Genomic DNA, 22,529 nt, shown 5'->3' on the forward strand with positions numbered 1-22,529 from the left:
GGTGGCCGAGTCCCGGTGGGCCGGGCCCTGTTGGAGACCTCCGGTCACGACGGCCCTTCCGGCGGGTGCCGGATCCTGGAACCGCCGTCCGGCGTCGCCCGTCCTTGATGGCCGAGGGTGCGTCAGCCGGGCCCTGGCGTGCGGTTTCCGTGCTGTTCGGCGCTACGGTTGATGACGTGCTCGTGGCAGGATTGCCGCCGGACGCGAGCACGGGGCGTCCGGCGTTTCATGCGTGACGACGGGGGGAATGGCGCATGCTCGGACCGTTGCGGGACGACTCGCCCAGGCGGATCGGGAGCTACGGGATACGGGCCCGGCTCGGCGCGGGCGGCATGGGGGAGGTCTTCCTCGGCGCCCCGGACGGCGGCGGCGACCCGGTCGCCGTCAAGACGGTACGCCGCGACGTGGCCCAGGACCCCGGCTTCCGCAGCCGCTTCCGCCGCGAGATCGCCGTCGCCCGGTCCGTCACCGGCCCCCATGTCGCGCCGCTGCTCGACGGGGACGCCGACGCCGAAGTGCCGTGGCTCGCCACCGAATACGTCGCCGGACCGACCCTGTCCGCCGCCGTCCGCGGGGCGGGGGCCATGGCCGGGGCCGAGGTGCGGATGCTCGGCGCCGGACTCGCCCACGCGCTGGCGGCCGTCCACGCGGCCGGAATCGTCCACCGCGACGTCAAGCCCGGCAACGTACTGCTCGCCTCCGACGGCCCGCGCCTGATCGACTTCGGAATCGCCCGCGACGCCGGCGCGACCCCGCTCACCACCACCAGCCGCATGGTCGGCAGCCCCGCCTTCATGTCCCCGGAACACGTGGCGGGCAGCGGACGCGTCGTCCCGGCGTCCGACGTCTTCTGCCTCGCCTCCGTGCTCTGCTTCGCCGCCACCGGGCGCGATCCTTTCGGTGACGGGCCGGTCGCCGCCGTGCTCTACCGGGTCAAGTACGTCGAGGCCGACCTCGGCGACGTGCCCGAGGCGCTGCGTGCCGTCCTGGCGGACTGCCTGGTCGCCGACCCCGCCGCTCGCCCCACCGCCGCGGAACTCGCGCAGCGGCTCGCCCCCGACGCGGCCGCGCGATGGCCGGAGCCGGTGGTGCGGCACATCGCCGAGTACGAGCGGGAGCTGGCCCGGGTCGTCGCACTGGGCGGACCGCTGCTGCCGGGATACACGCCGACCGAGGTGGCCGCCGGAAGTCCTCCGGCCCCCCATCAATTGCCCACCCAGGGAACCGACTTCGCTCCCGGCCTGCACATCGCGCCCACCCAGGGCCCGGGACTCGCCCCGCCCCCGCGCCGCTCCCGGCGCACCCTGGGCGCGGTCGTCGCCGCGCTGATCGTGCTGGGTGCGGCCACCGGGGGCGTCCTGGCCTGGCGCAACAACCGCACCACCCCCAACGAGGCCTCTCCCGGCGGCGGTTCACCCGCAGCGGCCAAGATCGTGGCCGGTGTGGACGAGAACGGCGGCCCGGACGCCTCGGGCACCGTCCCGTACGGCCGCGATGTCCGGCCGACGGGGTGGAAGAAGTCCTGGCAGGGCAAGTTCTCCGGATCGCCGATCGGCTGCTCCGCCGGCCGGGACGTCGTGGTCTGCCGGAAGACGGACGGTACGTACGAGGCGTTGTCGGCGGCGGACGGGCACCGGATGTGGACGTTGGATGCGGGGGAGACCACCCGCCCGGCGGGCTGGGGACCCCGTGGACAGTTCTTCATGCCGGCCGGCGCCACCCGCCCCCGCGTGTACGACGACACCGTCCTGCTCGCCGCAGGCGACCGGTTGCAGTCGGTGGACGCCCGTACAGGGAAGGTCCGTTGGGAGGCCCGAGCCGGTGGGGCGCACGACCTGGACAGTGCGCCGGTCGTGGTCGACGGCCTGGTCTTCGCCTCCACCTCACCGTCGTTCGACGGTGCGTCCCTCGCTGCCTACGACCTGAAAACCGGCGCCGAGAAGTGGCGAAAGCCGCTGTCCCCGCAGGGCGTCTCCAACGCCCAGGGGGGCAACTTCTGGCCGGTCGCCACCGACGACGGTGTGCTGTACGCCGTGGGTGAGGAAGCACCGAAGGCTTTTCGGCCGAAGGACGGCACGCTGCTCGGCACAGCCGGTGGCGAGGCCGTTCAGGGGGCCGGCGAGCGGACGAACCCGGGGTGCGGGGACCTCCGGGTGCGCGGTGGTTTCGCCTTCTGTACGGCCTACTTCACCAGCGAAGACCCTGCGGGCTCCGGCAGTGACATGCACCTGCTGCGGCTTTCGGCGGGGACACTCAAGACGCTGGGGCGGGTGCCGGTGGATTCCTCGCTCGCTGCCGAGGCGACGCTCACCGCGCTGGACGACCGGGTGATCACGCTCCGCAGAGGCGGCAAAGGCGTGCACGACGAGCTCGTGGTCGTGAGCAGCGACGGCAGCCGGATCCTCGGCAGGTTCCCGCTCGGCGGGAAGCCGGCGCAGGGCATGAGCAACCCGGTGTCCGACCCGATGATCGTCGCCGACACACTGGTCTGGGCGGACAGCACAACGCTGTACACGGTCCCTATCCGCTCCGACGGAACCCTGGGCCCACTGGCCGGGACCCGGGTTCCGGGCGCTCCTGGCCCGACCAGGACACCGACCTACGACAGCGTCACCAACGGCATCGATCTGGAGCAGGAACTGCTCGACCCGCAGGTGCTGCCGGTCGGCGGCGTCGTGCACGTCGTGTACGACGACGGCACCACGGTCTCCGTACCGCTGCCCGGATGAACGACGAACCGCTTGAGGGGACCGTGCAGTGATCGAGCCGCTTCCACCCGGCAGAGCCAGGCTGATCGGCCCGTACCAGTTGCTCGGACTGCTGGGTGCAGGCGGCATGGGCGAGGTGTATCTGGCCCGGCCCGCCGGTGCGGGGGACACCACCGCCGGGCTGGTCGCGCTGAAGACCGTGCGCCCGGACCTCGACCTCGACGACGGCTTCCGGATCCGCTTCCGGCGCGAGATCGACGCGGCGGGTGCAGTCTGCAGTCCGCACACCGCATCCCTCGTCGGCGGCGACGCGAGCGGCCGGCTGCCCTGGCTGGCGACCGAGTACGTCCCGGGCCCCTCGCTCGCCGAGGCGGTGATCCGTGGCGGGCCGATGCCCGAGCCGGTGGTGCGCGAGATGGGCGCCGGTCTCGCCCGCGCGCTCGCCGACATGCACGCGGTACGCGTACTCCACCGCGACCTCAAGCCGGGCAATGTGCTGCTCGGCGCCGACGGGCCGAAAGTGATCGACTTCGGGATCGCCCAGGCCTTCGATGCCACCCAGCTCACCCGGACCGGTGTGGTCGTGGGCAGCCCCGGCTACATCTCGCCCGAGCACGTCAACGGCTCACGGTCGCTCGTACCGGCGTCGGACGTCTTCTGCCTCGGTGCGGTGCTCGCCTTCGCGGCGACCGGTCGGGGCCCGTTCGACGACTCCGACATGGCTGCCGTGATCTTCCGGATCGCCCAGGGCGAGGCCGAACTGTCAGGTGTGCCACCGCAGTTGCGTGCAGTGATCGAGGAGTGCCTGCGCAGCGACGCCGAGGCCCGGCCGACCCCTCGGCAACTGGCCGGCATGCTGCTGCCGGGAGACCGGGTGGGCGCGGCGGCGGGCGGACCGTTTCCCTGGACGGAAGCGGTACGGGGGCAGCTCGCCGCGCACGCGGCGGGGGCGCGCGCCGTCGTGGAGGCGGCTGCGCCGTCCGCTGCCGCGCCACCGGTCCCGTCCGGTGCCCCGCACCCCGGCGGGCCCGCCCTCGCTCCGACGCCCGTCGTGCCCGTGTCCGTGCCCGGCGACGGCAAGGGCAAGAAGGGACTGTGGATCGGGCTGGCGGCAGCGGCCACGGCGGTGTGCGTGGTGCTGGGGGCGGTGCTGCTGCCGGGTCTCTTCGAGGGGGACGGCGGGGGCGACGGCAAGGCGGGCGGAGCCGGTGACGGCGCGCAGCCGACCGCTGCCGCCACGGACGCTGTGCGGACGAAGGCCGGGCCCGCCGTCATTCCGGGCGCGGACTCGGGACACACCGGCGATTTCGGGACGGTTGCCGCAGATGCCTCCGGGAAGCCCGCAGGCTGGCAGCCCTGGCACGTCAGGATCGCAAACGGCCGCGTCGAGTGCGTACTCGCGGACACGTCCCTGGTCTGTGGCGGCCCGCAGCGGATCACCGTGCTGGACGCCGCGAACGGCAAGCAGCGCTGGCAGACCGAGCCGGGAAAGGCGGGCACCGGACCGGCCTCGGTGGCCGCAGTGATCGGCAACACCGTGTACGCGTTCTCGGACGGGGCCCTGGTGGCGCTCGGCCTGGCCGACGGCGCCGAGAAGTGGCGCGAGCCGCTGCCCGACGGCACCCGGGTGACCGACTCCGTCCAGTCGGGCGGAGTTCTGTACTACGCCACGAGGGCCACCGGCACAGGTGCGGCCCGGATCTTCGCCCACCAGCTCACCGGCGCGCACACCCGCAAGTGGGACAAGCCGTGGGACGACACAGCCGGCGAAGGGGAACTGGCCTTCGCCGACGGTCGGCTCGTCGCGGTCGGCGATGTCGTCACCGTCCTGAAGGGTGCGGACGGGGCGAGGTCGGGAGGCACCGGACCCGGCGACATCACCTGCCGCATGCCTGTCCTGAAGGGGATGGCACTGCTCTGTCCGGGGCCGAACGGTCTGACGGTCGTCGATGTGACCGCCCCGCAGAACCGCCGGACGATCGCCGACGGAGTGGACATCGCCTACCGGCCCGCCGTCACCCAGGGCGGCACGGTCGTGCTGAGCAGCGAGGAACGGGTGTACGCCTTCGGACTTGCCGACGGGCGGCAGAACTGGACGACGCCCGACTCAGTGGACTACTCGGGCGCACCGGTCGTCGTCGGCGACCACGCCTACCTCGTCACGGAGGACTATGTGGAGTCCTACGAATTCGCCCCCGAAGGGCAGGACATCCCGGTCAACACCAAGCGGTACGACGGCTGGCCGGACGAATCCGCCAACGGGGCCGACCCGGGAACCGTCTCCCTGCTGGCGAAGGGAGACGTGGTGTTCCTGAGCTTCGAGGACGGAAGAGTCCTCTCCGGGTACGCGCCCTGAGCTCTCCCCGGTCCTAGCCGCGTCCTAGTCGTCGTCCCCGTGGCGGTCGTCGCCGTGGTCGTCGTCATCGCGGTCATGGCCGTCGTCCGACCGGTCCACCGTGACCTTGGCCGTCTTGGCGTCGACGTTCAGCTCGTGCGGCACGGCCTCGCCGGTGGTCACCGCAGGTGCTCTGCGCATGGACACCGCCGCCGCCGGGTGCATCTCGGCACAGCCGAAATCGCCCTCACCACCAAGGAGTTCGCGGTGCCGGAACAGTTCGTGCTGCGGGCCGGGCAGGTGGTGAGCAAGGCGGACATCCTGGAACACGTCTGGGACTTCGCCTACGACGGCGACCCGAACATCGTCGAGGTGTACGTGAGCGCGCTGCGCCGCAAGCTCGGCGCCGCGGCCATCCGTACGGTGCGCGGCGCCGGATACCGGCTGGAGGCGCTGTGAGGTCGGTACGGGCCAGGGCCGCGCTCGGTGCCACCGTGGTGGTCGCCGTGGCACTGATCGGCGCCGGGCTGGCCGTACTCCTCGTCCTGCGCGCCAACCTCACCGACCAGGCGGAGCTGCAGGCCGAGGTGGTGGCCCGCGAGGTGGCCGGGCAGCTGGCCCTCGACGTGCCGTACGACCGGCTGGAGATGCGCGCCGAGGAGGACAATCCGGTCCAGGTGACCGACGAGGACGGGCGCGTGGTGGCCGTCTCCAAGGACCTGGAGGCGATCTCCGGCACGGGCACGGACCAGGTCACTTCGGCCAGGTCGCCGGCCGCGGGGGACCCCACGGCCTCCGAGGGTTCCGACGACGGCGGCAGCGATGGCGACGACGGGCGGCACAGTACCCCCGGACGGGGCGAAGCCGACTCCGGCGACCCGGACTTCGGCAACGGCACCGCCACCGTCGACGGCGACACGGCCGACTACCGTTTCGCTTCCGTGCGGGCGGCCACCTCCGCCGGGGTGACCCTGACCGTCCACGCGGGCGCCCCGCTGGCCGCCGAGCAGGAGGCGGTGGGCAGTGTGCGCGACGCGGTGCTGATCGGGCTCCCGGTGCTGCTGCTCGTCGTCGCCGCGGTGACGGGGCTGGTGACCCGGCGGGCGCTGCGCCCGGTCGAGGGCATCCGGCGCGAGATGGCCGCGATCACCGCCTCGGAGGATCTGAGCAGGCGGGTGCCCGAGCCCGGTTCGCGCGACGAGATCGCCCGGCTGGCCCGTACCACCAACGAGACCCTGACGGCCCTGGAGGCATCGGTGGACCGCCAGCGGCGCTTCGTCGCGGACGCCTTGCACGAACTGCGCAGCCCGATCGCCTCGTTGCGCACCCAGTTGGAGGTGGGCGCCGCGCATCCGGAGCTGCTGGACGTGCCGGCGCGGTCGCCGACACCGTACGGCTGCAGGCGCTGGCGGCCGATCTGCTGCTGCTGGCCCGGTTGACCGCTCAGGCCGCCCGCCGCAGCAGGCCGTCGCCGCCCCGCGGGTCACACCTTGCCGCGTCGGCCCCGCAGATGATCGGCGACCGGGGCCAGCGCCGCGTGCAGTTCCGCCAGCGCCTGAGGCGTCAACAGGTCCATGAAGTGCTTGCGCACCGACGCCACGTGGTGCGGAGCCACCTTCCGCATCGTCTCCGCGCCGTCCTCGGTGAGGACCGCGTACAGACCGCGCCGGTCGGACTCGCAGTTCTCCCGGCGGACCAGGCCCGCGCTCTCCATGCGGGTGATCTGGTGCGAGAGCCTGCTCTTGGACTGCAGCGTCGCGGTGGCGAGATCGCTCATCCGCATGCGCTGGTCATCCGACTCCGAGAGATTGACCAGGATTTCGTAGTCGTTCATGGTCAGCCCGAAGGGCTGGAGGTCCTTCTCCAGCTGGTGGGTCAGCAGCCTGCTGACGTCCAGGTGGGTACGCCAGGCGCACTGCTCCGCGTCGTTCAGCCAGCGGGTGGCCGTCTCGGTCTCCATATGTGGATTCTACCTAAGAAGTTGAAAGCCGGACGAAGTGGGGGAGTGTGACGCCCGGCACCCGCCCGGAGGCGGACTCGGATGCGGGGTGCGGACGTTCGACGTCACACTCCGCAGGTTACCGTTCACAACCCGAAGCGGCGTTGGAGATCCCCGAGCTGACCGGGCATGCGGGATGCGGACCCGGGTTGACCGCCCCCGCCCGGGACCCCCGGCTGCTGCGGCACCGCCCCGGTCGGCTGCTCGGGCATCAGGATCTCGGTCGACTGGAGCAGCACCGTACCCGCACCGACGAACTCGAACTGGTGCTCCTCGCCCGAGGTTCCGCCGATCCCGGTCAGCGACCGCAGCCCGCCCAGCACGCCGGTCATATAGCCGTGGTCGTAGTGGTGGCACGGCGAGGGGCAGTCCGCCCAGCCCACCAGGGCCTGCGGATCGACCCGCAGCGGCGGCTCCATGAAGACCACCGGACCGTTGGACGCCGCCACGAACTTCCCCGTGCCGATCAGCGTCAGAAAACCCGGCACGATGGACTGCTTGAGCGCCAGCGTCGGCTGGTACGCGAGGAGGTTGCCGGACCGGATCGTCAGATTCCCGTCCTGAAGGTCGTACGAGTTGACGTCGAAGGCCCGGTCCGCGAGCAGCATCTTGCCGCTGCCCTCGGCCACCACCCAGTCGCTCACGTGCAGCGGCGAGTGGAAGCTCGTACGGATCAGCCGCTCGAAGCGGCCGTGACCGATGCCGTTGAACTCGATCCGCCCGTAATAGGCGATCATCTTGCCCTTCTGCAGGAACCACTGGCTCCCCTTGAGCTCCACGCAGAAGGTGTAGGAGTTGACGTTGTCGTCCGACGGCAGCGTCATCGGGTCGAAGACCACGGGCGTGCTCACAGCTTCTCCTCCGAGGCCTGGACGTACACCGCGCCGCTGCCGCTCAGCTCCAGCTGGAACGCCTCGCCGGAGCCGCGCCCCACCATCTCGCGCCAGCCGAGCGCGGTGGAGAGCTTGTTGCGCACGTCGCCGTGGTGTGCGACGTACGCCTGCGGGTCCACGTGCACCTCACGGCCCGGGGTGATCGGCAGCTCGATCACCCCGCCGTGTGCCATCACGGCGACCGCGCCATGCCCCTTGAGGGTGGTGGTGAACAGCCCCTGCCCGGTCACCTGACCGCGCACCATGCCCATCACCCCGCCCTGCGAACCCATGAACATCGTGCCCTGCTGGAGCGTCCCGTCGAAGGCGAGCAGCCGGTCGGCCTCCACGTACAGGGTGTCGCCGGCCAGGTTGATCACCTGGATGTGATGTCCGCCGTGGCCGAACATCACCGTGCCATTGCCCTCGACCGTCATCAGCGGGGTCGCCTCATTGGCCACCCGGCGGCCGATCATCGACATCACACCGCCCTGACCGCCCTGGATGTTCGGGGTGAACGACACCTCGCCCTGGTGGGCGAGCATCGCGCCGCGCTGGCTGTACATCTTTTGGCCGGGAACGACCGTCGCCTCGACCATCTTCGAGTTGATCTCGCGGAACGGCATCAGACATCGCCCCCGATGGTGTTCCGCTCGCTCGGCTGGACGTAGACGATGCCCTCGCCCTCGAAGCGGATCTGGAAGGACTCGCCCGAGCCCTCGCCCATCAGCGTCCGGAAGTTCACCCCGGACTGGAAGTGCTGTTGCACGTTTCCCTGATGGGCGATGTAGGCGCCCGGGTCGACGAACAGCGGGTACGAGGCCGAGACCCGCAGCGCCACCGCCGAACCCTCCGACATGATCGCCACCTGTCCGGTGCCCTCGACGGTGGTGGTGAACAGGCCGTTGCCGCTCGCCCCGCCGCGCAGGCCGGTGAAGGTGGTGCCGGTGCGCAGCCCGGCGTCGGTGCAGAGCAGATTGCTCGCCTCGACGCAGAGCTTGTCGCCGCGCAGCGAGACGAGACTGATCTCGCTCGCGCGGTCGGCGAAGTAGCAGGTGCCCTGCCCCTTCACCTCCATCACGGCCATCTGCTCGCCGGTCAGCCGGCGGGTCACCATGCCGCGCAGGCCGTCACCACCGCCGGTCATCTTCTTGAACGTGATCCGGCCGTCGTACGCGACCATCGAACCGTTCTTCGCCTTCACGGCGTCGTCGGCCAGGTCGACGGCGAGCGTTCTGCTGCCTTGGAGTCGGAACATTGCCACGGAGCGACGTTAACCGCAGCGGCCCGGCCGGGACAGGGCCCAGGGGAGGAACCGGCCCCCTGAACGGCCCCTGATACGCATCCGGTACGGGACCCGGACGCAATCGGGACGTACCCGTACGGGGTACCGGGCCCGGCCGACGACACGTGACCGGCGACATACGGCCCCGGCACCGACCACCGCCCGGGTCGATGCCACAATGGAACGCGCTTGTGCCTGCATTCACAAGCTGTCACGATCCTCCCACCGAAGGTGCCCTCGTGGACGTCAAGACCGCTACCGCCCTGCACCGGCTGCGCCTCATCTCGGTTCCCGAGGCGCTCTCCTTCCCGGCACTGATCATCTTTGGCTCGATCCTCAGCCGGGTCTCCGACATCGACTTCCTGATGATGCCGCTCGGCATCCTGCACGGCGTCCTCTTCGTCATCTACGCCGTGCTGCTCCTCGACGTCTGGGCCAAGACCAAGTGGCCGCTGAAGCGCGTCGCGCTCTTCTTCCTGCTCGCACTGCTGCCGTTCGGCGGCCTGTACGGCGACAAGGTGCTCAAGCGCTACGAGGCCGACGGCGCCATCGCCGCCCGCGCCCGCCGGGAAGGCGTGGTCAGCGCATGATCGTCGCGTTCTCGGTCAGTCCGCTGGGCGTCGGTGAGGACGTCGGTGAGTACGTCGCCGACGCCGTCCGGGTCGTCCGTGAGTCCGGGCTGCCCAACCGCACGGACGCGATGTTCACCTCCATCGAGGGCGAGAGCTGGGACGAGGTCATGGACGTGGTCAAGCGGGCCGTCGCCGCCGTCGAGGCCCGCGCCGGACGCGTCTCCCTCGTACTGAAGGCCGACATCCGCCCCGGTGTCACCGACGGTCTGACCTCCAAGGTCGAGACGGTCGAGCGGTACCTCGCGGACTGACGCCCGTACCACCCGAGGAGCCCCCTTGCCGCACGGCAGGAGGGCTCTTCGTCATCCAGGTCTACTCGGTCGGCACCGCCAGGGCGATCCCGAGCGGCGTCCGCTCGTACAGCACCTGGTGTCCATACCGCCGCGACGTCAGCAGCCCCGCCGCCCGCAGCACCGACAGATGCTCCGACACGGAGGACGGCGCCAGGCCCAGCCGGTGCGCGAGCGCGCTCGTCCCGGCCGGTTCGTCGAGCGCGCACAGCACATCGGCCCGCGCCCGCCCCAGCAGCTGGGCGAGCGTGTTCGGCGTGCGGTCCGCGGGCTCCGTCCACAGAGCGCCGATCCCGCGCGCCGGGTAGATCACCGCGGGCTGCCAGGGCGGCTCGTACCCGCTGACCACATCCGGCCAGGCGAAGACGCTCGGCATGAGGACGAGGCCCTGACCGCCGAGCACCCGGGAATGCCGGCCCTTGACCCCGATCAGCGTGAGCGTCGAATCCGCCCAGCTCAGCTGCGGGCTCAGCTCACCGAGCAGCCGCGAGAAGCCGACCGCGGCCAGCCGGCGCGAGTGGTACGCGATGTCCGCCTCCAGCAGCGCGCGCAGTCGCGGCCAGTCCGGTTCGACCAGCACCCGCCACGCCTGCTCCAGCAACGCGGCCAGCTCCTGCCGCGCCCGTGCGGGGTCGGCGAGCATCGCCCGCCCGGCGGGGGAGCCCCGGGTACCCGGCATGCACGCGAGCGTCAGCTCCAGGTCCTCGCGGACCAGCCGGGGGTCGATGGCACGGACCCCGGCGATCTCCTCCTCGAAGGAGGCGTAGGGCCCCAGCGGTGGCGGGGACAGGAAGTCGGGACTGTGTCCGCTCTCCGGCATCAGCGACCACAGCGGCCGCAGATCGAGCCCCGTGGCGGCGCTCCGGATGCGCCTCAGCCACGGTTCGTGGTAGCCGTGCCGACCGGGGCGCAGGAGGGTACGTACCGCCTGCTGCGTCTCCCAGATCGGAGAGATGGCGAACCTGCAGCGGAGCAGATCGCTCTCGTCGAAATGCAGATGGAACGACATCGGCTGCCTCGTCAAGATTCGGTTTGGGCCGAAAGTCTACGGAACGAGGGTGTTGCTCCTTCAAGCTGCGCCCATGCCGAGCAACAGCCCCGACCTGATGGGCAGCCCCCACGACGCGGCGGACACCCCGGACGGCCCGACGGGTCGGACTTCCCACGAACCGTCAGCCGCACGCCGCCGAGCGGACGCCCACCCCGCAGGACCGGAGCCGTCGCCGGCCCCCTCCCCGGAGCGCGCCGACCCCATTGACCCGAACCCGTCGCCCGCGCTCCGGGCCCCGGCCGCCGCGGACCCCGGCACGTCCCGCGGCTACCGCGCCGTCTTCGCCGTACGGGAGTTCCGGGCCGTATTCACCGCTCATCTGCTTTCCCTCATGGGCCTGATGGTCAGCGAGCTGGCGCTCACCGTCCTCGTCTACGACCTCACCGACTCGCCGCTGCTCAGCGCCCTCACCTTCGCGCTCGGCCTGCTGCCGTACCTGATCGGCGGCACGCTCCTCGCCGGGGTCGCCGACCGCTACCCCGCCCGCCGGGTCCTGGTCACCTGCGATCTGCTCTGCGCGGGCTGCGTCGCCGTCATGGTGCTGCCCGGCACCCCCGTCGGCGGGCTCCTCGCCCTGCGCTGCGCCGTCGCGCTCGTGTCACCCGTCTTCACCGGCACACGGATGGCCGCGCTCACCGACATTCTCGGCGAGGGCGATCTCTATGTACTGGGCCGCTCGCTGCTGCGGATCGTCTCGCAGAGCGCGCTGCTGATCGGCTTCGGCGCGGGGGGAGTGCTGCTCACCGTGGTCTCCGCGCGCGAGGCGATCGCGATCACCGTCGTGACCTTCCTCTCCTCGGCGGCCCTGCTCCGCTTCGGCACCCGGAACCGGCCCGCCCGGACCGGCGACAGCGGCGACGGGGGCAATCTGCTCAAGGACTCACTCGCGGGAGCGCGCACCGTCTTCGCCGACCGCAGGATCCGCGCGCTGACGCTGCTCTTCTGGGTGCCGCCCATGTTCGTCGTGGCACCGGAGGCGCTCGCCGCACCGTACGCCGACGAGATCGGGGCCGGCCGGGCCGCGCTGGGGCTGCTGATGTGCTCGATGCCGATCGGCAACATCGTCGCGGAGCTGTACGTGGGCGGCGTGCTCACACCGCGCGCCCGCTCCCGGATCGTGCTGCCGGCCGCCGTCGCCGGGCTCCTGCCGCTCCTGCTGTACGGGCTCCGCCCCGGCCTGCCCCTGACCATGGCCGCGCTCGCACTGGCCGGGGTGGGGGCGGCATACGTCATCGGCCTCGACCAGTGGTTCGTCGAAGCAGTGCCCGAGGAGCTGCGGGGCCGGGCGATGACCCTGCAGACCGCGGGGCTGATGACGGTCCAGGGCATCGGCATGGCCCTTGCCGGGCTGGCCGCCGAATTCCTTCCCGTCCATCAGGTGGTCGCCGGAGCCGCCGTGATCGGTACGGTGTGCACGCTCCTGCTCGTCCGCGAGGTCAGCCGCACGGCATCCGCACCCCGAATTCGGACCGAGGTTCGAGACAGTGATGACCAGCATATGACCAGTGGGTAAGGTCGGTGCCGTGCCGAAGCCGCTCCGTCTCCCCTTCGATCCCATCGCCCGCGCCGACGAACTCTGGCAGCAGCGCTGGGGTCCGGTGCCCTCGATGGGGGCGATCACCTCGATCATGCGCGCCCAGCAGATCCTGCTCGCCGAGGTCGACGCGGTCGTCAAACCGTACGGACTGACCTTCGCCCGTTACGAGGCGCTGGTGCTGCTCACCTTCTCCAAGGCCGGCGAGCTGCCGATGTCCAAGATCGGTGAGCGGCTCATGGTCCACCCGACCTCCGTCACCAACACCGTGGACCGGCTGGTCCGCTCCGGGCTGGTCGCCAAGCGCCCCAATCCGAACGACGGCCGCGGCACCCTTGCCTCCATCACCGACAAGGGCCGCGAGGTCGTCGAGGCGGCGACCAAGGACCTGGTCGACATGGAGTTCGGGCTCGGGGCGTACGACGCCGAGGAGTGCGCGGAGATCTTCGCCATGCTGCGGCCGCTGCGGATCGCGGCCCATGATTTCGAAGAGGCCTGACAGCCCTTCCGGCCGCCGGACCCGGTGCGCGGCCCCCGGCCGGCCGCGCCGGAGGGCTGCCGTGCCGCGCCCGGCGGGTCCTCCTGCGCGGACGCACCCGGCCGCCGCGTTCCGAGCGGGTCCTCCTGCTTGTGCGCCCCCCGCTCGTGCACGGCGCACTCGTATGCGGTCTACTCGTACACGGCGACGAGCCGCCCGATGACCTCGCCCCGCTCCAGCCGGCCGATCCCGTCGCCGATCGCGTCGAAGCCGATGCGGGTGATGCGAGAGGTCACCTTGCCCTCGGCGATGAGTCCGACCACCGCCTCGCAGTCCTCGATGGTCCCGGCCTGGGAGCCGATGAGGACGACCTGGTTGAGGGTCAGCTGCTGCAGGTTGATGGTGCCTTCCGCGACTCCGAGGCCCACCTGCACCACGCGCCCGTCCCGCCGGACCGTGTCGACCGCACCCGCGGTCGTGGTTCCGAAGCCGGCGAAGTCCACGACGACGTCCAGCTTCTCGTCGGCGAGTTCCGTGATGTCCTTCACGACCTTCTTCGCCCCGAGCTCGCGGGCGAAGGCGTGCACCTTCTCGTTCTTCTCGGCGACATAGACTTCGGCACCGACCGCGAGAGCCACCTGCGCCCCCAACGAGCCGAGCCCGCCGAAGCCGATGACGCCGACCTTGGTCCCAGCCGTCACGCCGCCCTGTACGACCACGGCGTGGTACGAGGTCAGCCCCGCATCGGTCGCCGCGGCCGCCTGGTCCCAGGCGATGGCGTCGGGCAGCCGGATCACCAGTTCCTCGCGGACCGCGACCCTGCTCTGGAAGCCACCGTTCGACGAGGTGCCGGGTCCTTCGATCGCGGCGGGCACAGCGACCCTGTCCCCGACACGGAAGCGTGATACACCCGAACCGACCACGGACACCACGCCCGCGATCTCATGCCCCAGGGTGATCGGCCGGAACGGCAGCAGCGAGGTGAGGGTGCCGTCCAGGAAGCCGACGTCGCTGTGGCAGAGCCCGGCGGCCTTCACGTCGATGACGATCTCACCGGCCCCCGCCTCCGGCTCGGGGATCTCGTGCAGCGAGAGGGGCTGCCCGACCTCGGTGAACTGCCATGCTTTCATGATCGATTCCTTCTGGTTCAGTTGCTGTGACGTCATACGTGCGTCGGCGGCGGCGCGCACGGGCGTCACCTGCGACGTAATTAACGGTACCCGGTCCCGAAAATAGTCGGAACGTGTGCCTCCGAATGGAGAGGAGCAGCCGGTATGGGAGACACGAGGCGGCCGCGAGGGCGGCCGCCCGCCTCGTCGCGGGAGAAGATCGAGGTGGAGGCCGTCGAGCTCTTCCTCCGCCACGGCTACGCCGGGACCAGCATCGCGATGATCACCGAGGCCTGCGGTGTCGGCAGAACGACCTTCTTCCGCTACTTCGACTCCAAGTCGCAGATCATCTGGTCCGCCTTCGACGACCACACCCAGAGGCTTCGCGAGCTGCTCGCCCGTGCGGAGCCGGATGCCCCCGCCCTGACGGTGATCCGTGCCTGCGTCGTCGAGGCGCTGCGCGACTCTGTCGACGAGCGGGGCATCTGGCTGAAGCGGTTCACCATTCTGGACACCTCGGTGGAGCTGCGCTCCGAGGAGTCGGCCCAGTGGCTGAGCTGGGCGCGTGCCGTCGCCGGGTATGTGGCGCACCGCACCGGGGCCGATCCGGACGGCATCGTCCCTGCCGGCATCGGCGGTGCGCTCCAGGCTGCCTTCCTCGCCACACTCCGCAGCTGGCAAGGGACGGAGGAGTCGCCGGACCGGCTGCTGCACCAGATGGACGTGGGACTTGCCCCGCTCTGCGACGTGCTCCAGGAGTGGCTGGACCGGAGCTGAGTCCGGGCTCGCCCGGGTCCGGCCCGCTGCAAGATCGCCCCGGGCGTCCGGTTACGCTCGATTCCATGAAACCCAGCGTGCTGACCCGCTATCGGGTGATGGCCTACGTCACCGCCGTCATGTTGCTGATCCTGTGTCTGTGCATGATCTTCAAGTACGGCTTCGACATGGGCAAGGATCTGACGCTCGTCGTCTCCCAGATCCATGGTGTGCTCTACATCATCTACCTGATCTTCGCCTTCGACCTCGGCTCCAAGGCGAAGTGGCCGGTGGGCAAGCTGCTCTGGGTGCTGATCTCCGGCACCATCCCGACGGCCGCGTTCTTCGTCGAGCGCAAGGTCGTCCGCGAGGTCGGGCCGCTGGTCGCCGACGGTTCTCCCGTCACCGTCAAGGCCTGAGTCGCCCGGCCGGGCCCGGCCCGAACCGCACCACCCGAACCGCCCCGTGCAAAGCACCGGGCGGTTTGCCATCGACATTTACTAGGACGTCCTAGTAAATTCGATTGTATGGACGCTGACGCGATCGAGGAGGGCCGCCGCCGCTGGCAGGCCCGTTACGACAAGGCCCGCAAGCGTGACGCGGACTTCACCACACTCTCCGGGGACCCCGTGGAGCCCGTGTACGGCCCCCGCCCCGGGGACACGTACGAGGGATTCGAGCGGATCGGCTGGCCCGGCGAGTACCCCTTCACCCGGGGGCTCCACCCGACCGGCTACCGCGGCCGGACCTGGACCATCCGCCAGTTCGCCGGCTTCGGCAACGCCGAGCAGACCAACGAGCGCTACAAGATGATCCTCGCCGCGGGCGGCGGCGGGCTCAGCGTCGCCTTCGACATGCCGACGCTGATGGGCCGCGACTCCGACGACCCCCGCTCGCTCGGCGAGGTCGGGCACTGCGGTGTGGCCATCGATTCCGCCGCCGACATGGAGGTCCTCTTCAAGGGCATCCCCCTCGGCGACGTCACGACGTCCATGACGATCAGCGGACCCGCCGTCCCCGTCTTCTGCATGTACCTGGTCGCCGCCGAGCGCCAGGGCGTCGACCCGGGCGTGCTCAACGGCACGCTCCAGACCGACATCTTCAAGGAGTACATCGCGCAGAAGGAGTGGCTCTTCCAGCCCGAACCCCATCTGCGCCTCATCGGCGACCTGATGGAGCACTGCGCCCGCGACATCCCCGCGTACAAGCCGCTCTCCGTCTCCGGCTACCACATCCGCGAGGCCGGGGCGACGGCCGCGCAGGAGCTCGCGTACACGCTCGCCGACGGTTTCGGCTACGTGGAGCTCGGCCTCTCCCGCGGGCTGGACGTCGACACCTTCGCGCCCGGCCTCTCCTTCTTCTTCGACGCGCACCTCGACTTCTTCGAGGAGATCGCCAAGTTCCGCGCGGCCCGCCGGATCTGGGCCCGCTGGATGAAGGAGACCTACGGCGCGAAGACCGACAAGGCGCAGTGGCTCCGCTTCCACACCCAGACCGCCGGTGTCTCGCTCACCGCCCAGCAGCCGTACAACAACGTCGTACGCACCGCGGTCGAGGCGCTCTCCGCCGTCCTCGGCGGCACCAACTCGCTGCACACCAACGCCCTCGACGAGACCCTCGCGCTCCCCTCCGAGCAGGCCGCGGAGATCGCGCTGCGCACCCAGCAGGTGCTGATGGAGGAGACCGGCGTCGCCAATGTGGCCGACCCGCTGGGCGGTTCCTGGTACGTCGAGCAGCTCACCGACCGGATCGAGGCCGACGCCGAGAAGATCTTCGACCAGATCAAGGAGCGCGGCACCCGGGCCCATCCCGACGGGCAGCACCCCGTCGGGCCCATCACCTCCGGCATCCTGCGCGGCATCGAGGACGGCTGGTTCACCGGCGAGATCGCCGAGTCCGCCTTCCAGTACCAGCAGTCGCTGGAGAAGGGCGACAAACGCGTCGTCGGCGTCAATGTCCACCACGGCTCGGTCACCGGCGACCTGGAGATCCTGCGCGTCAGCCACGAGGTGGAGCGCGAGCAGGTCCGGGTGCTCGGCGACCGCAAGGACGCGCGCGACGACGCCCGGGTGAAGTCGGCGCTGGACGCGATGCTGGCCGCCGCCCGCGACGGCTCCAACATGATCGGCCCGATGCTCGACGCGGTACGGGCCGAGGCGACGCTCGGTGAGATCTGCGGGGTCCTGCGCGACGAGTGGGGCACCTACACGGAGCCGCCCGGCTTCTGACGGGCGGTCGGTGGCCGCGTTCGGCGGCCGAGGAAGGAGGCGGGCGGCAGCGGTCCGCCCCGTCACGCGGAGGCCGCCGCCCCCAGCCCCGCGAGCAGCAGCACGGTGAAGCGCCGGGCCCAGTCCGCGTCGATGGGCTCGGCGCTCACCAGGGCCCGGTGCACGACCGCGCCGGCGATCACATCGAAGATCAGATCGGCGGTCGCCGCCGCCCGCTTCTCGTCCTGCTCGACGGGCAACTCCCCGCGCTCCTGGGCCCGTTGACGCCCCTGAAGCACCAGTCGCTTCTGCCGGTACACGATCGAGTCGCGGATCCGGGTCCGCAGCGCCTCGTCGCGTGTCGACTCCGCGACCACCGCCATCAGCGCCGTCCGGGCCTCCGGCCGCTCCAGCAGCACGGCGAACTGCAGCACCACCGCCTGCACATCGGCCGACAGGCTGCCCAGATCGGGCAGTTCCAGCTCGTCGAAGAGAACCGCGACGGCGTCAACGACCAGTTCGTTCTTGCCCGCCCAGCGCCGGTACAGGGTCGTCTTGGCGACACCCGCCCGCGTCGCCACATCCCCCATCGTCAGCTTCGACCAGCCGAGGTCCACCAGGGAGGCTCTGGTCGCCTCCAGGATCGCTTCATCGGCCGCGGCGCTGCGCGGGCGTCCCGTTCGAGGGGGTTCGGGGTGGCTGTGGCTCAGCATGCCGTGACCATACCGGTCAGTAAGTAGTGCCGACCGGCCCCGTTCGCCGTGAGACAGATCACCGAACACACTTGCTGCGCGAGGGGTGCAGGGCAGTTACGCTACGGGTCGTAGCGTAAGGGCGGCGGTCATCCCGTTCGTTGCGCCACGACCGAACGACAGCCACAGGCACTGGGTGGGGACCCGGCGCCGAACAGGGCCTTTCAGGGGCCCTCGGGCCGCATCCGTCCGGGCGCCCCGCACGCCGGCGGGGACTACGGACGGGTGGGGTTCTCGTATCGCTTTCCGTATCGGTGCGCCAAGGGGGGAGGATGTACGTATGCAGCCTAGGAACATGTCCATGAGCGGCGTCGTCGACCTCGCCGCGGTGAAGGCGGCCGGCGAGGCCAAGGTGAAGGCGGAGCAGGCCCGTGCCGAGGCCGCCCGGCAGGGTGGTGGCGGTGCCGTATCGCCGTCCGCCCTGGTGATCGATGTCGATGAGGCGGGCTTCGAGAGCGATGTCCTGCAGCGCTCCACGGAAGTCCCGGTCGTCATCGACTTCTGGGCCGAGTGGTGCGAGCCGTGCAAACAGCTGGGACCGCTCCTGGAGCGGCTGGCCCACGATTACAACGGCCGCTTCGTGCTGGCCAAGGTCGATGTCGACGCCAACCAGATGCTGATGCAGCAGTTCGGCATCCAGGGTATTCCGGCGGTCTTCGCCGTCGTCGCCGGGCAGGCCCTCCCGCTCTTCCAGGGCGCGGCCCCCGAGGCCCAGATCCGGCAGACGCTGGATCAGTTGATCCAGGTCGCCGAGGAGCGGTTCGGTCTCACCGGGATCGCGGTCGACCAGGACGCGGCCGCCGCCGAGGGAGCCGGTCAGGCTCCGGCCGAGGTGCCCGCCGGGCCGTACGACGCCCTGCTCGAAGCAGCCGTACAGGCCCTGGACGCCAGCGACTTCCCCGGTGCCGTCCAGGCGTACAAGAACGTCCTCGCCGAAGACCCGGTTAACACCGAGGCCAAGCTCGGTCTCGCCCAGGCCGAACTGCTCGCCCGGGTCAAGGACATCGACCCGCAGCGGGTCCGCCAGGACGCCGCGGAGAAGCCGGCCGACCTCGCGGCGCAGCTCGCGGCCGCCGATCTGGATCTCGTCGGCGGTCATGTCGAGGATGCCTTCGGGCGGCTCGTCGAGACGGTGCGCCGTAATTTCGGTGACGACAGGGACGCGGCGCGGCTGCGGCTGCTGGAGCTGTTCGAGGTGATCGGCCCCGACGACCCGCGGGTCGTCGGGGCGCGTACGGCGCTGGCGCGCGTCCTGTTCTGACGCGGGTCTTGTCCTGATGTGACAACACGGCCGTGGTGCCCCGGGGTGCCACGGCCGTTTTCGCGATCAGAGCGATAAGAGGCGACTTCGCTTTACCAAATCTTGATAAAAGTGTCGCCTGTTACTCGCAGTAAATCACCACTCGGGATCTGTCCGTATAACGGCCCCGATTCTCCCTTTCGTCCTTCCGTTCGGTGCCACCCTGTGTGGTCGGGTGGTATCACCCGGTCGCGGCTCGGTTATCGGGCCATTACTAGCGAGTAACGAACCCCTTGTGCGGCGGGCGCGAATGCACCACGATCGGCCACGCTCGGTCCAATAACGCCAGCCCGGCTGCCAGTCGGCGCGGCGGCCCTGTTGGGTCCCCACCGAGTGGGTCGGCGGCAGTGGTGCCGACTCCGGACAGGGGGGTTCCTGCCGTCCGGCAGGGCCTGTCCGATCAGGTTGCGCGATTGCGTGGCCAGTGGTTGTCGCTCGGGGGTGATCGCCGGTGATTCGGACGCGGTTCCTGCCTCCGTACGCGGGCGCTCTCCTTGCCGAGGACGTAGCACTTCTCCCATCCCAGGACGGGCCAGGCCCGGACCGGAGATGTACGTCCGAGAAGGAGGAAAATTATGAGTTCCCAGGTTCGTGGCGGCACCAGATGGAAGCGCTTCGCTCTGGTCATGGTGCCGAGTGTTGCCGCGACCGCCGCGGTCGGCGTGGCCCTCGCGCAGGGTGCGCTCGCCGCGTCGTTCAGCGTGTCCGGCCAGTCGTTCAAGGTGTCGGCCGATTACCTCGACGGCCACGGCTTCTCGCAGTACGGCGGCATAGACGCCGGCTACGCGGAGCTGAAGGGTGACAAGAAGACCATGCACCCGGTCGCGATCTCGTCGTTCCGGACGGCCGAGATCACCAAGATGTGCCAGTCCGTCGTCACGCCGGACATCCCGATCCTCGGCTCGGTCAGCCTTCAGCTGAAGGCCGGCGGCAACGGGACCCCGGTCTCGGCCGAGAACCTGTACATCGACGTCGCCGACCTCAAGGCAGATGCCGAGTTCTCCAACATCGACATCGGTGTTGCGGCCAGGGACGCCCGGAAGGGTCCGGCGATCAAGGCCAACGAGAACGTCTTCGAGAACGGTTTCGCCCAGCAGGCGAAACGCGCCCAGTTGCGGAACGTGCGGCAGACGGCGTGGGCCACCACGGCCGGAACCTTCAAGCTGAGCGGTCTGAGCATGAAGCTCTACAACGGCGTCAAGGAGTGCTACTAAGCACTCCGCCCGGACGGGCGGGGCGGTCACGCCGCTCCGCCCGTCCGACTCCCTTCTTCTTTTCACAGCACGACCGGTTCCAGGGAGCTGTTTTCCATGAGCGCCGAGACCACAGGCACCCGCGACTTCACCTACTGGAGGCTGCGGTTCCGTGACTGGCGGCAAACCCGGCCTTTCTGGGCGGGTCTTTTCACCGCGCTCGGTGGCGGTCCGATCGCATATTTTCCGTACGCGAATCTCAAGCTCGGCCATCTGACGCTGGCCATGGCAACCACCGCCGGCGCGGGTTCACTGATCATCGGTGTACTGCTGGTCACCCTCGGCCTGACCATGTGGTACCAGCAGATCGTCCGGGTGTTCTCCGGTGTCGCCACGATCCTGCTCGCGCTGGTCTCCATCCCGGTGTCCAACCTCGGCGGCTTCTTCCTCGGGTTCCTGTTCGCTCTGGTCGGCGGCTGTCTCGCGCTGTCATGGGCCCCGGGTGAGCCCGGGGCCGAGACGGAGTCCGGTGGGCACACGGCCGGCAAGCAGGCCGAAGAGCCGCAGGGCGGGGAAGCAGCCGGCGTCGAACTGCCGGAGCAACGCGCCACGGCGGCGTACGACCCGGGTGGCGCTCCCTGGAGCGACGACGTCCCGAGCGGAATTGTTGACGCCAACGGCGGGAGGAACAGTGCGGGGTGACGAGACGCAGCTGAACGCGACCGGGGAGGACGTCCGGACGAGAACCGGACCGCGCCACGCGGCCCCCCGGAAGTCGTTGCTGACGAAGCTGCACATACCCGCGGGCAAGGCCTTCGCCCTCGCCGCGATGCCGACGGCCGTCTTCGTGGGCATGGGGCTCACCCCCAAGCTGGCGCTGGCCGACGACAGCATGGACATCCCGTTCGCGCCCGGTCCCTGCGTGACCCGCTCCGACGAGCCGAGCGAGTCGCCGTCACCGTCCGCGTCGGAGACGAAGTCGCCGTCCCCGTCCCCGTCCGCCTCCGAGTCCGGTGACAAGGGCGACGCGGCGACGCCGAAGCCCTCGGCCACCCCGTCGGCCGGCGAGACCGTCGAGGCTGAGCCCAAGTCCGTCCAGGCCGAGCCTAAGTCCGTCGAGGCCGAGCCCAAGTCCGCCCAGGCGCCCGCCGCCACGCCGAGCGCCTCGCCCACCCCCACGAAATCGACGAACCCGCTCGACCCGCTGGGTGTCGGCGACGCGCTCAAGGACCTCTTCGACGGACCGGCCAAGGAGACGGCGAGCCCGTCCCCGAGCGCCACCACAGCGTCCCCGAAGCCGTCGGAGAGCGACGCGGCCAAGCTCGTCGAGAAGCCTGTCGCGAAGCCCGTCGAGAAGGCGACGGACGCCGCGAAGGAGACGGTCGACAAGACCGCCGCTGCCATCCGCGACGCGGCGGAGAAGGCCGGCAAGCCGGTCGAGGAGCTCGACGAGAGCGTCAAGGGACTCGACGCGAAGAAGGACGAGGACATCCCGGACGGCGCCAAGGAGCGCTTCCCGTGTCCGACCGCCGACCCCGAGGCGCTGGCCGCGGCCGATCTGGAGCAGGGCATCCCGCTGCTGCCGAACGAGCCGTGGATCCTGGAGAGTTCGATGCTGACCCTGGGCGGCCTCGACTACAAGGGCATCGTCGAGGTGAAGAAGGGCGACGGCACCACGAAGAAGGTGCTGAAGTTCACGGCCAAGTCCGTCGACATCAAGGACCTCCACCAGCTGACAGTCGGTCCGGCCGGCACGACGGGCCATGTCGAGGCGCGGAAGGGCTCCACGTCCACCATCCGCAACGGCACGGTGACGATGTACACCGAGGAGCTGAAGGGCAACCTCTTCGGCCTCATCCCGGTCACCTTCAGCCCGCAGACCCCGCCGCCGCTGAACGTGCCCTTCGCCTTCTTCAGCAACGTCAAGGTGACCCAGGCCGGCCAGTTCGGCGGCACGCTCAAGGTGCCCGGGCTGCACAACTACTTCACCGGCGGCAACAGCTAGCAACACACCGAACCGTTCGGGAG

Annotated in this window: 21 protein-coding genes and 2 pseudogenes; 15 read left to right on the forward strand and 8 right to left on the reverse strand. The window is 70.4% G+C overall.

Translation table 11 applies throughout. The features are described 5' to 3' along the window. Nucleotides 1-254 precede the first annotated feature (254 nt). A complete protein-coding gene (locus OG306_RS26695; RefSeq protein ID WP_327258756.1) occupies nucleotides 255-2,729 on the forward strand; it encodes a protein kinase domain-containing protein in 2,475 nt (824 codons plus the stop codon). A 28-nt stretch (nucleotides 2,730-2,757) separates the two neighbouring features. After that, nucleotides 2,758-5,064 carry a protein kinase domain-containing protein gene (locus tag OG306_RS26700; protein ID WP_266748631.1) on the forward strand — a complete coding sequence of 769 codons (2,307 nt, stop codon included), beginning with the start codon at nucleotides 2,758-2,760 and terminating at the stop codon, nucleotides 5,062-5,064. A gap of 24 nt (nucleotides 5,065-5,088) precedes the next feature. On the opposite strand, the gene OG306_RS26705 is transcribed toward OG306_RS26700, so the two are convergent. Next, entirely contained in the window at nucleotides 5,089-5,244 is a 156-nt protein-coding gene (locus OG306_RS26705; protein WP_266752751.1) for a hypothetical protein, read from the reverse strand. Here OG306_RS26705 and OG306_RS26710 point away from each other — a divergent pair. Further along, nucleotides 5,204-5,502 (forward strand): annotated as a pseudogene (locus OG306_RS26710) (winged helix-turn-helix domain-containing protein); the annotation flags it as partial. The gene OG306_RS26705 and the pseudogene OG306_RS26710 overlap by 41 nt on opposite strands. Further along, nucleotides 5,499-6,568 (forward strand): annotated as a pseudogene (locus tag OG306_RS26715) (HAMP domain-containing protein); the annotation flags it as partial. The pseudogenes OG306_RS26710 and OG306_RS26715, both read left to right, overlap by 4 nt. On the opposite strand, the gene OG306_RS26720 reads toward OG306_RS26715, so the two are convergent. The 4 genes from OG306_RS26720 to OG306_RS26735 all read right to left on the reverse strand — a co-directional run bounded on the left by OG306_RS26720 (nucleotide 6,527) and on the right by OG306_RS26735 (nucleotide 9,172). After that, nucleotides 6,527-7,003, reverse strand: coding sequence for a MarR family winged helix-turn-helix transcriptional regulator (locus OG306_RS26720; RefSeq protein WP_266752453.1), 477 nt, complete (start codon nucleotides 7,001-7,003; stop codon nucleotides 6,527-6,529). The pseudogene OG306_RS26715 and the gene OG306_RS26720 sit on opposite strands and share 42 nt — an antisense overlap. A 125-nt stretch (nucleotides 7,004-7,128) precedes the next feature. Next, nucleotides 7,129-7,893, reverse strand: coding sequence for an AIM24 family protein (locus OG306_RS26725; RefSeq protein WP_266748632.1), 765 nt, complete (start codon nucleotides 7,891-7,893; stop codon nucleotides 7,129-7,131). Then, nucleotides 7,890-8,540, reverse strand: a complete 651-nt coding sequence (locus OG306_RS26730) for an AIM24 family protein (protein WP_266748633.1) — start codon at nucleotides 8,538-8,540, stop codon at nucleotides 7,890-7,892. Before OG306_RS26730 ends, OG306_RS26725 begins: the two co-directional genes overlap by 4 nt. Further along, nucleotides 8,540-9,172 (reverse strand): AIM24 family protein, encoded by a 633-nt coding sequence (locus OG306_RS26735; protein WP_266752455.1) that lies wholly within the window; start codon nucleotides 9,170-9,172, stop codon nucleotides 8,540-8,542. Before OG306_RS26735 ends, OG306_RS26730 begins: the two co-directional genes overlap by 1 nt. Nucleotides 9,173-9,438: 266 nt before the next feature. On the opposite strand from OG306_RS26735, the gene OG306_RS26740 reads away from it, so the two are divergent. Both OG306_RS26740 and OG306_RS26745 read left to right on the forward strand, forming a co-directional pair. Next, nucleotides 9,439-9,789, forward strand: a complete 351-nt coding sequence (locus tag OG306_RS26740; protein ID WP_266748635.1) for a DUF3817 domain-containing protein — start codon at nucleotides 9,439-9,441, stop codon at nucleotides 9,787-9,789. Further along, the gene (locus OG306_RS26745; protein WP_266748636.1) at nucleotides 9,786-10,082 is read left to right on the forward strand and encodes an MTH1187 family thiamine-binding protein; all 297 of its coding nucleotides are present in this window, start codon (nucleotides 9,786-9,788) and stop codon (nucleotides 10,080-10,082) included. Before OG306_RS26740 ends, OG306_RS26745 begins: the two co-directional genes overlap by 4 nt. A gap of 61 nt (nucleotides 10,083-10,143) precedes the next feature. Here OG306_RS26745 and OG306_RS26750 read toward each other — a convergent pair whose 3' ends face one another. Continuing rightward, nucleotides 10,144-11,130, reverse strand: a complete 987-nt coding sequence (locus OG306_RS26750) for an ArsR/SmtB family transcription factor (protein WP_266748637.1) — start codon at nucleotides 11,128-11,130, stop codon at nucleotides 10,144-10,146. A gap of 73 nt (nucleotides 11,131-11,203) precedes the next feature. Here OG306_RS26750 and OG306_RS26755 point away from each other — a divergent pair, with 73 nt between their 5' ends. Further along, entirely contained in the window at nucleotides 11,204-12,685 is a 1,482-nt protein-coding gene (locus tag OG306_RS26755; RefSeq protein WP_266905382.1) for an MFS transporter, read from the forward strand. A gap of 10 nt (nucleotides 12,686-12,695) precedes the next feature. Next, nucleotides 12,696-13,205, forward strand: coding sequence for a MarR family winged helix-turn-helix transcriptional regulator (locus OG306_RS26760; RefSeq protein WP_266748639.1), 510 nt, complete (start codon nucleotides 12,696-12,698; stop codon nucleotides 13,203-13,205). A gap of 170 nt (nucleotides 13,206-13,375) precedes the next feature. Here OG306_RS26760 and OG306_RS26765 read toward each other — a convergent pair whose 3' ends face one another. Then, nucleotides 13,376-14,314 (reverse strand): zinc-binding dehydrogenase, encoded by a 939-nt coding sequence (locus tag OG306_RS26765; RefSeq protein ID WP_266748641.1) that lies wholly within the window; start codon nucleotides 14,312-14,314, stop codon nucleotides 13,376-13,378. 144 nt (nucleotides 14,315-14,458) lie between these two features. Between OG306_RS26765 and OG306_RS26770 the strand changes: the two genes are divergently transcribed. The 3 genes from OG306_RS26770 to OG306_RS26780 all read left to right on the forward strand — a co-directional run bounded on the left by OG306_RS26770 (nucleotide 14,459) and on the right by OG306_RS26780 (nucleotide 17,277). Continuing rightward, a complete protein-coding gene (locus OG306_RS26770) occupies nucleotides 14,459-15,070 on the forward strand; it encodes a TetR family transcriptional regulator (RefSeq protein ID WP_266748642.1) in 612 nt (203 codons plus the stop codon). Between the two features lie 65 nt (nucleotides 15,071-15,135). Then, a complete protein-coding gene (locus OG306_RS26775; protein ID WP_266748644.1) occupies nucleotides 15,136-15,468 on the forward strand; it encodes a DUF3817 domain-containing protein in 333 nt (110 codons plus the stop codon). A gap of 108 nt (nucleotides 15,469-15,576) precedes the next feature. After that, nucleotides 15,577-17,277 (forward strand): acyl-CoA mutase large subunit family protein, encoded by a 1,701-nt coding sequence (locus OG306_RS26780; RefSeq protein WP_266905380.1) that lies wholly within the window; start codon nucleotides 15,577-15,579, stop codon nucleotides 17,275-17,277. A 62-nt stretch (nucleotides 17,278-17,339) separates the two neighbouring features. Here the strand turns inward: OG306_RS26780 and OG306_RS26785 are convergent, their stop codons facing one another. Further along, nucleotides 17,340-17,969: a TetR/AcrR family transcriptional regulator gene (locus tag OG306_RS26785; RefSeq protein ID WP_266748647.1), complete on the reverse strand. Its 630-nt coding sequence runs from the start codon at nucleotides 17,967-17,969 to the stop codon at nucleotides 17,340-17,342. A 319-nt stretch (nucleotides 17,970-18,288) separates the two neighbouring features. On the opposite strand from OG306_RS26785, the gene OG306_RS26790 reads away from it, so the two are divergent. The 4 genes from OG306_RS26790 (at nucleotide 18,289) to OG306_RS26805 (ending at nucleotide 22,506) form a co-directional block, all read left to right on the forward strand. After that, complete coding sequence (locus OG306_RS26790) at nucleotides 18,289-19,269, forward strand: tetratricopeptide repeat protein (protein ID WP_266905378.1); 981 nt, start codon at nucleotides 18,289-18,291, stop codon at nucleotides 19,267-19,269. 614 nt (nucleotides 19,270-19,883) lie between these two features. Next, on the forward strand, nucleotides 19,884-20,522 hold the full coding sequence (locus OG306_RS26795) for a DUF6230 family protein (protein ID WP_266748650.1): 639 nt from the start codon (nucleotides 19,884-19,886) through the stop codon (nucleotides 20,520-20,522). A 96-nt stretch (nucleotides 20,523-20,618) separates the two neighbouring features. Next, nucleotides 20,619-21,203 carry a DUF6114 domain-containing protein gene (locus tag OG306_RS26800; RefSeq protein ID WP_266905376.1) on the forward strand — a complete coding sequence of 195 codons (585 nt, stop codon included), beginning with the start codon at nucleotides 20,619-20,621 and terminating at the stop codon, nucleotides 21,201-21,203. Beyond that, on the forward strand, nucleotides 21,193-22,506 hold the full coding sequence (locus tag OG306_RS26805) for a hypothetical protein (RefSeq protein WP_266748652.1): 1,314 nt from the start codon (nucleotides 21,193-21,195) through the stop codon (nucleotides 22,504-22,506). Before OG306_RS26800 ends, OG306_RS26805 begins: the two co-directional genes overlap by 11 nt. The last annotated feature ends 23 nt before the right edge of the window (nucleotides 22,507-22,529 follow it).

The organism is Streptomyces sp. NBC_01241, assembly GCF_041435435.1.
Lineage (GTDB): Bacteria > Actinomycetota > Actinomycetes > Streptomycetales > Streptomycetaceae > Streptomyces.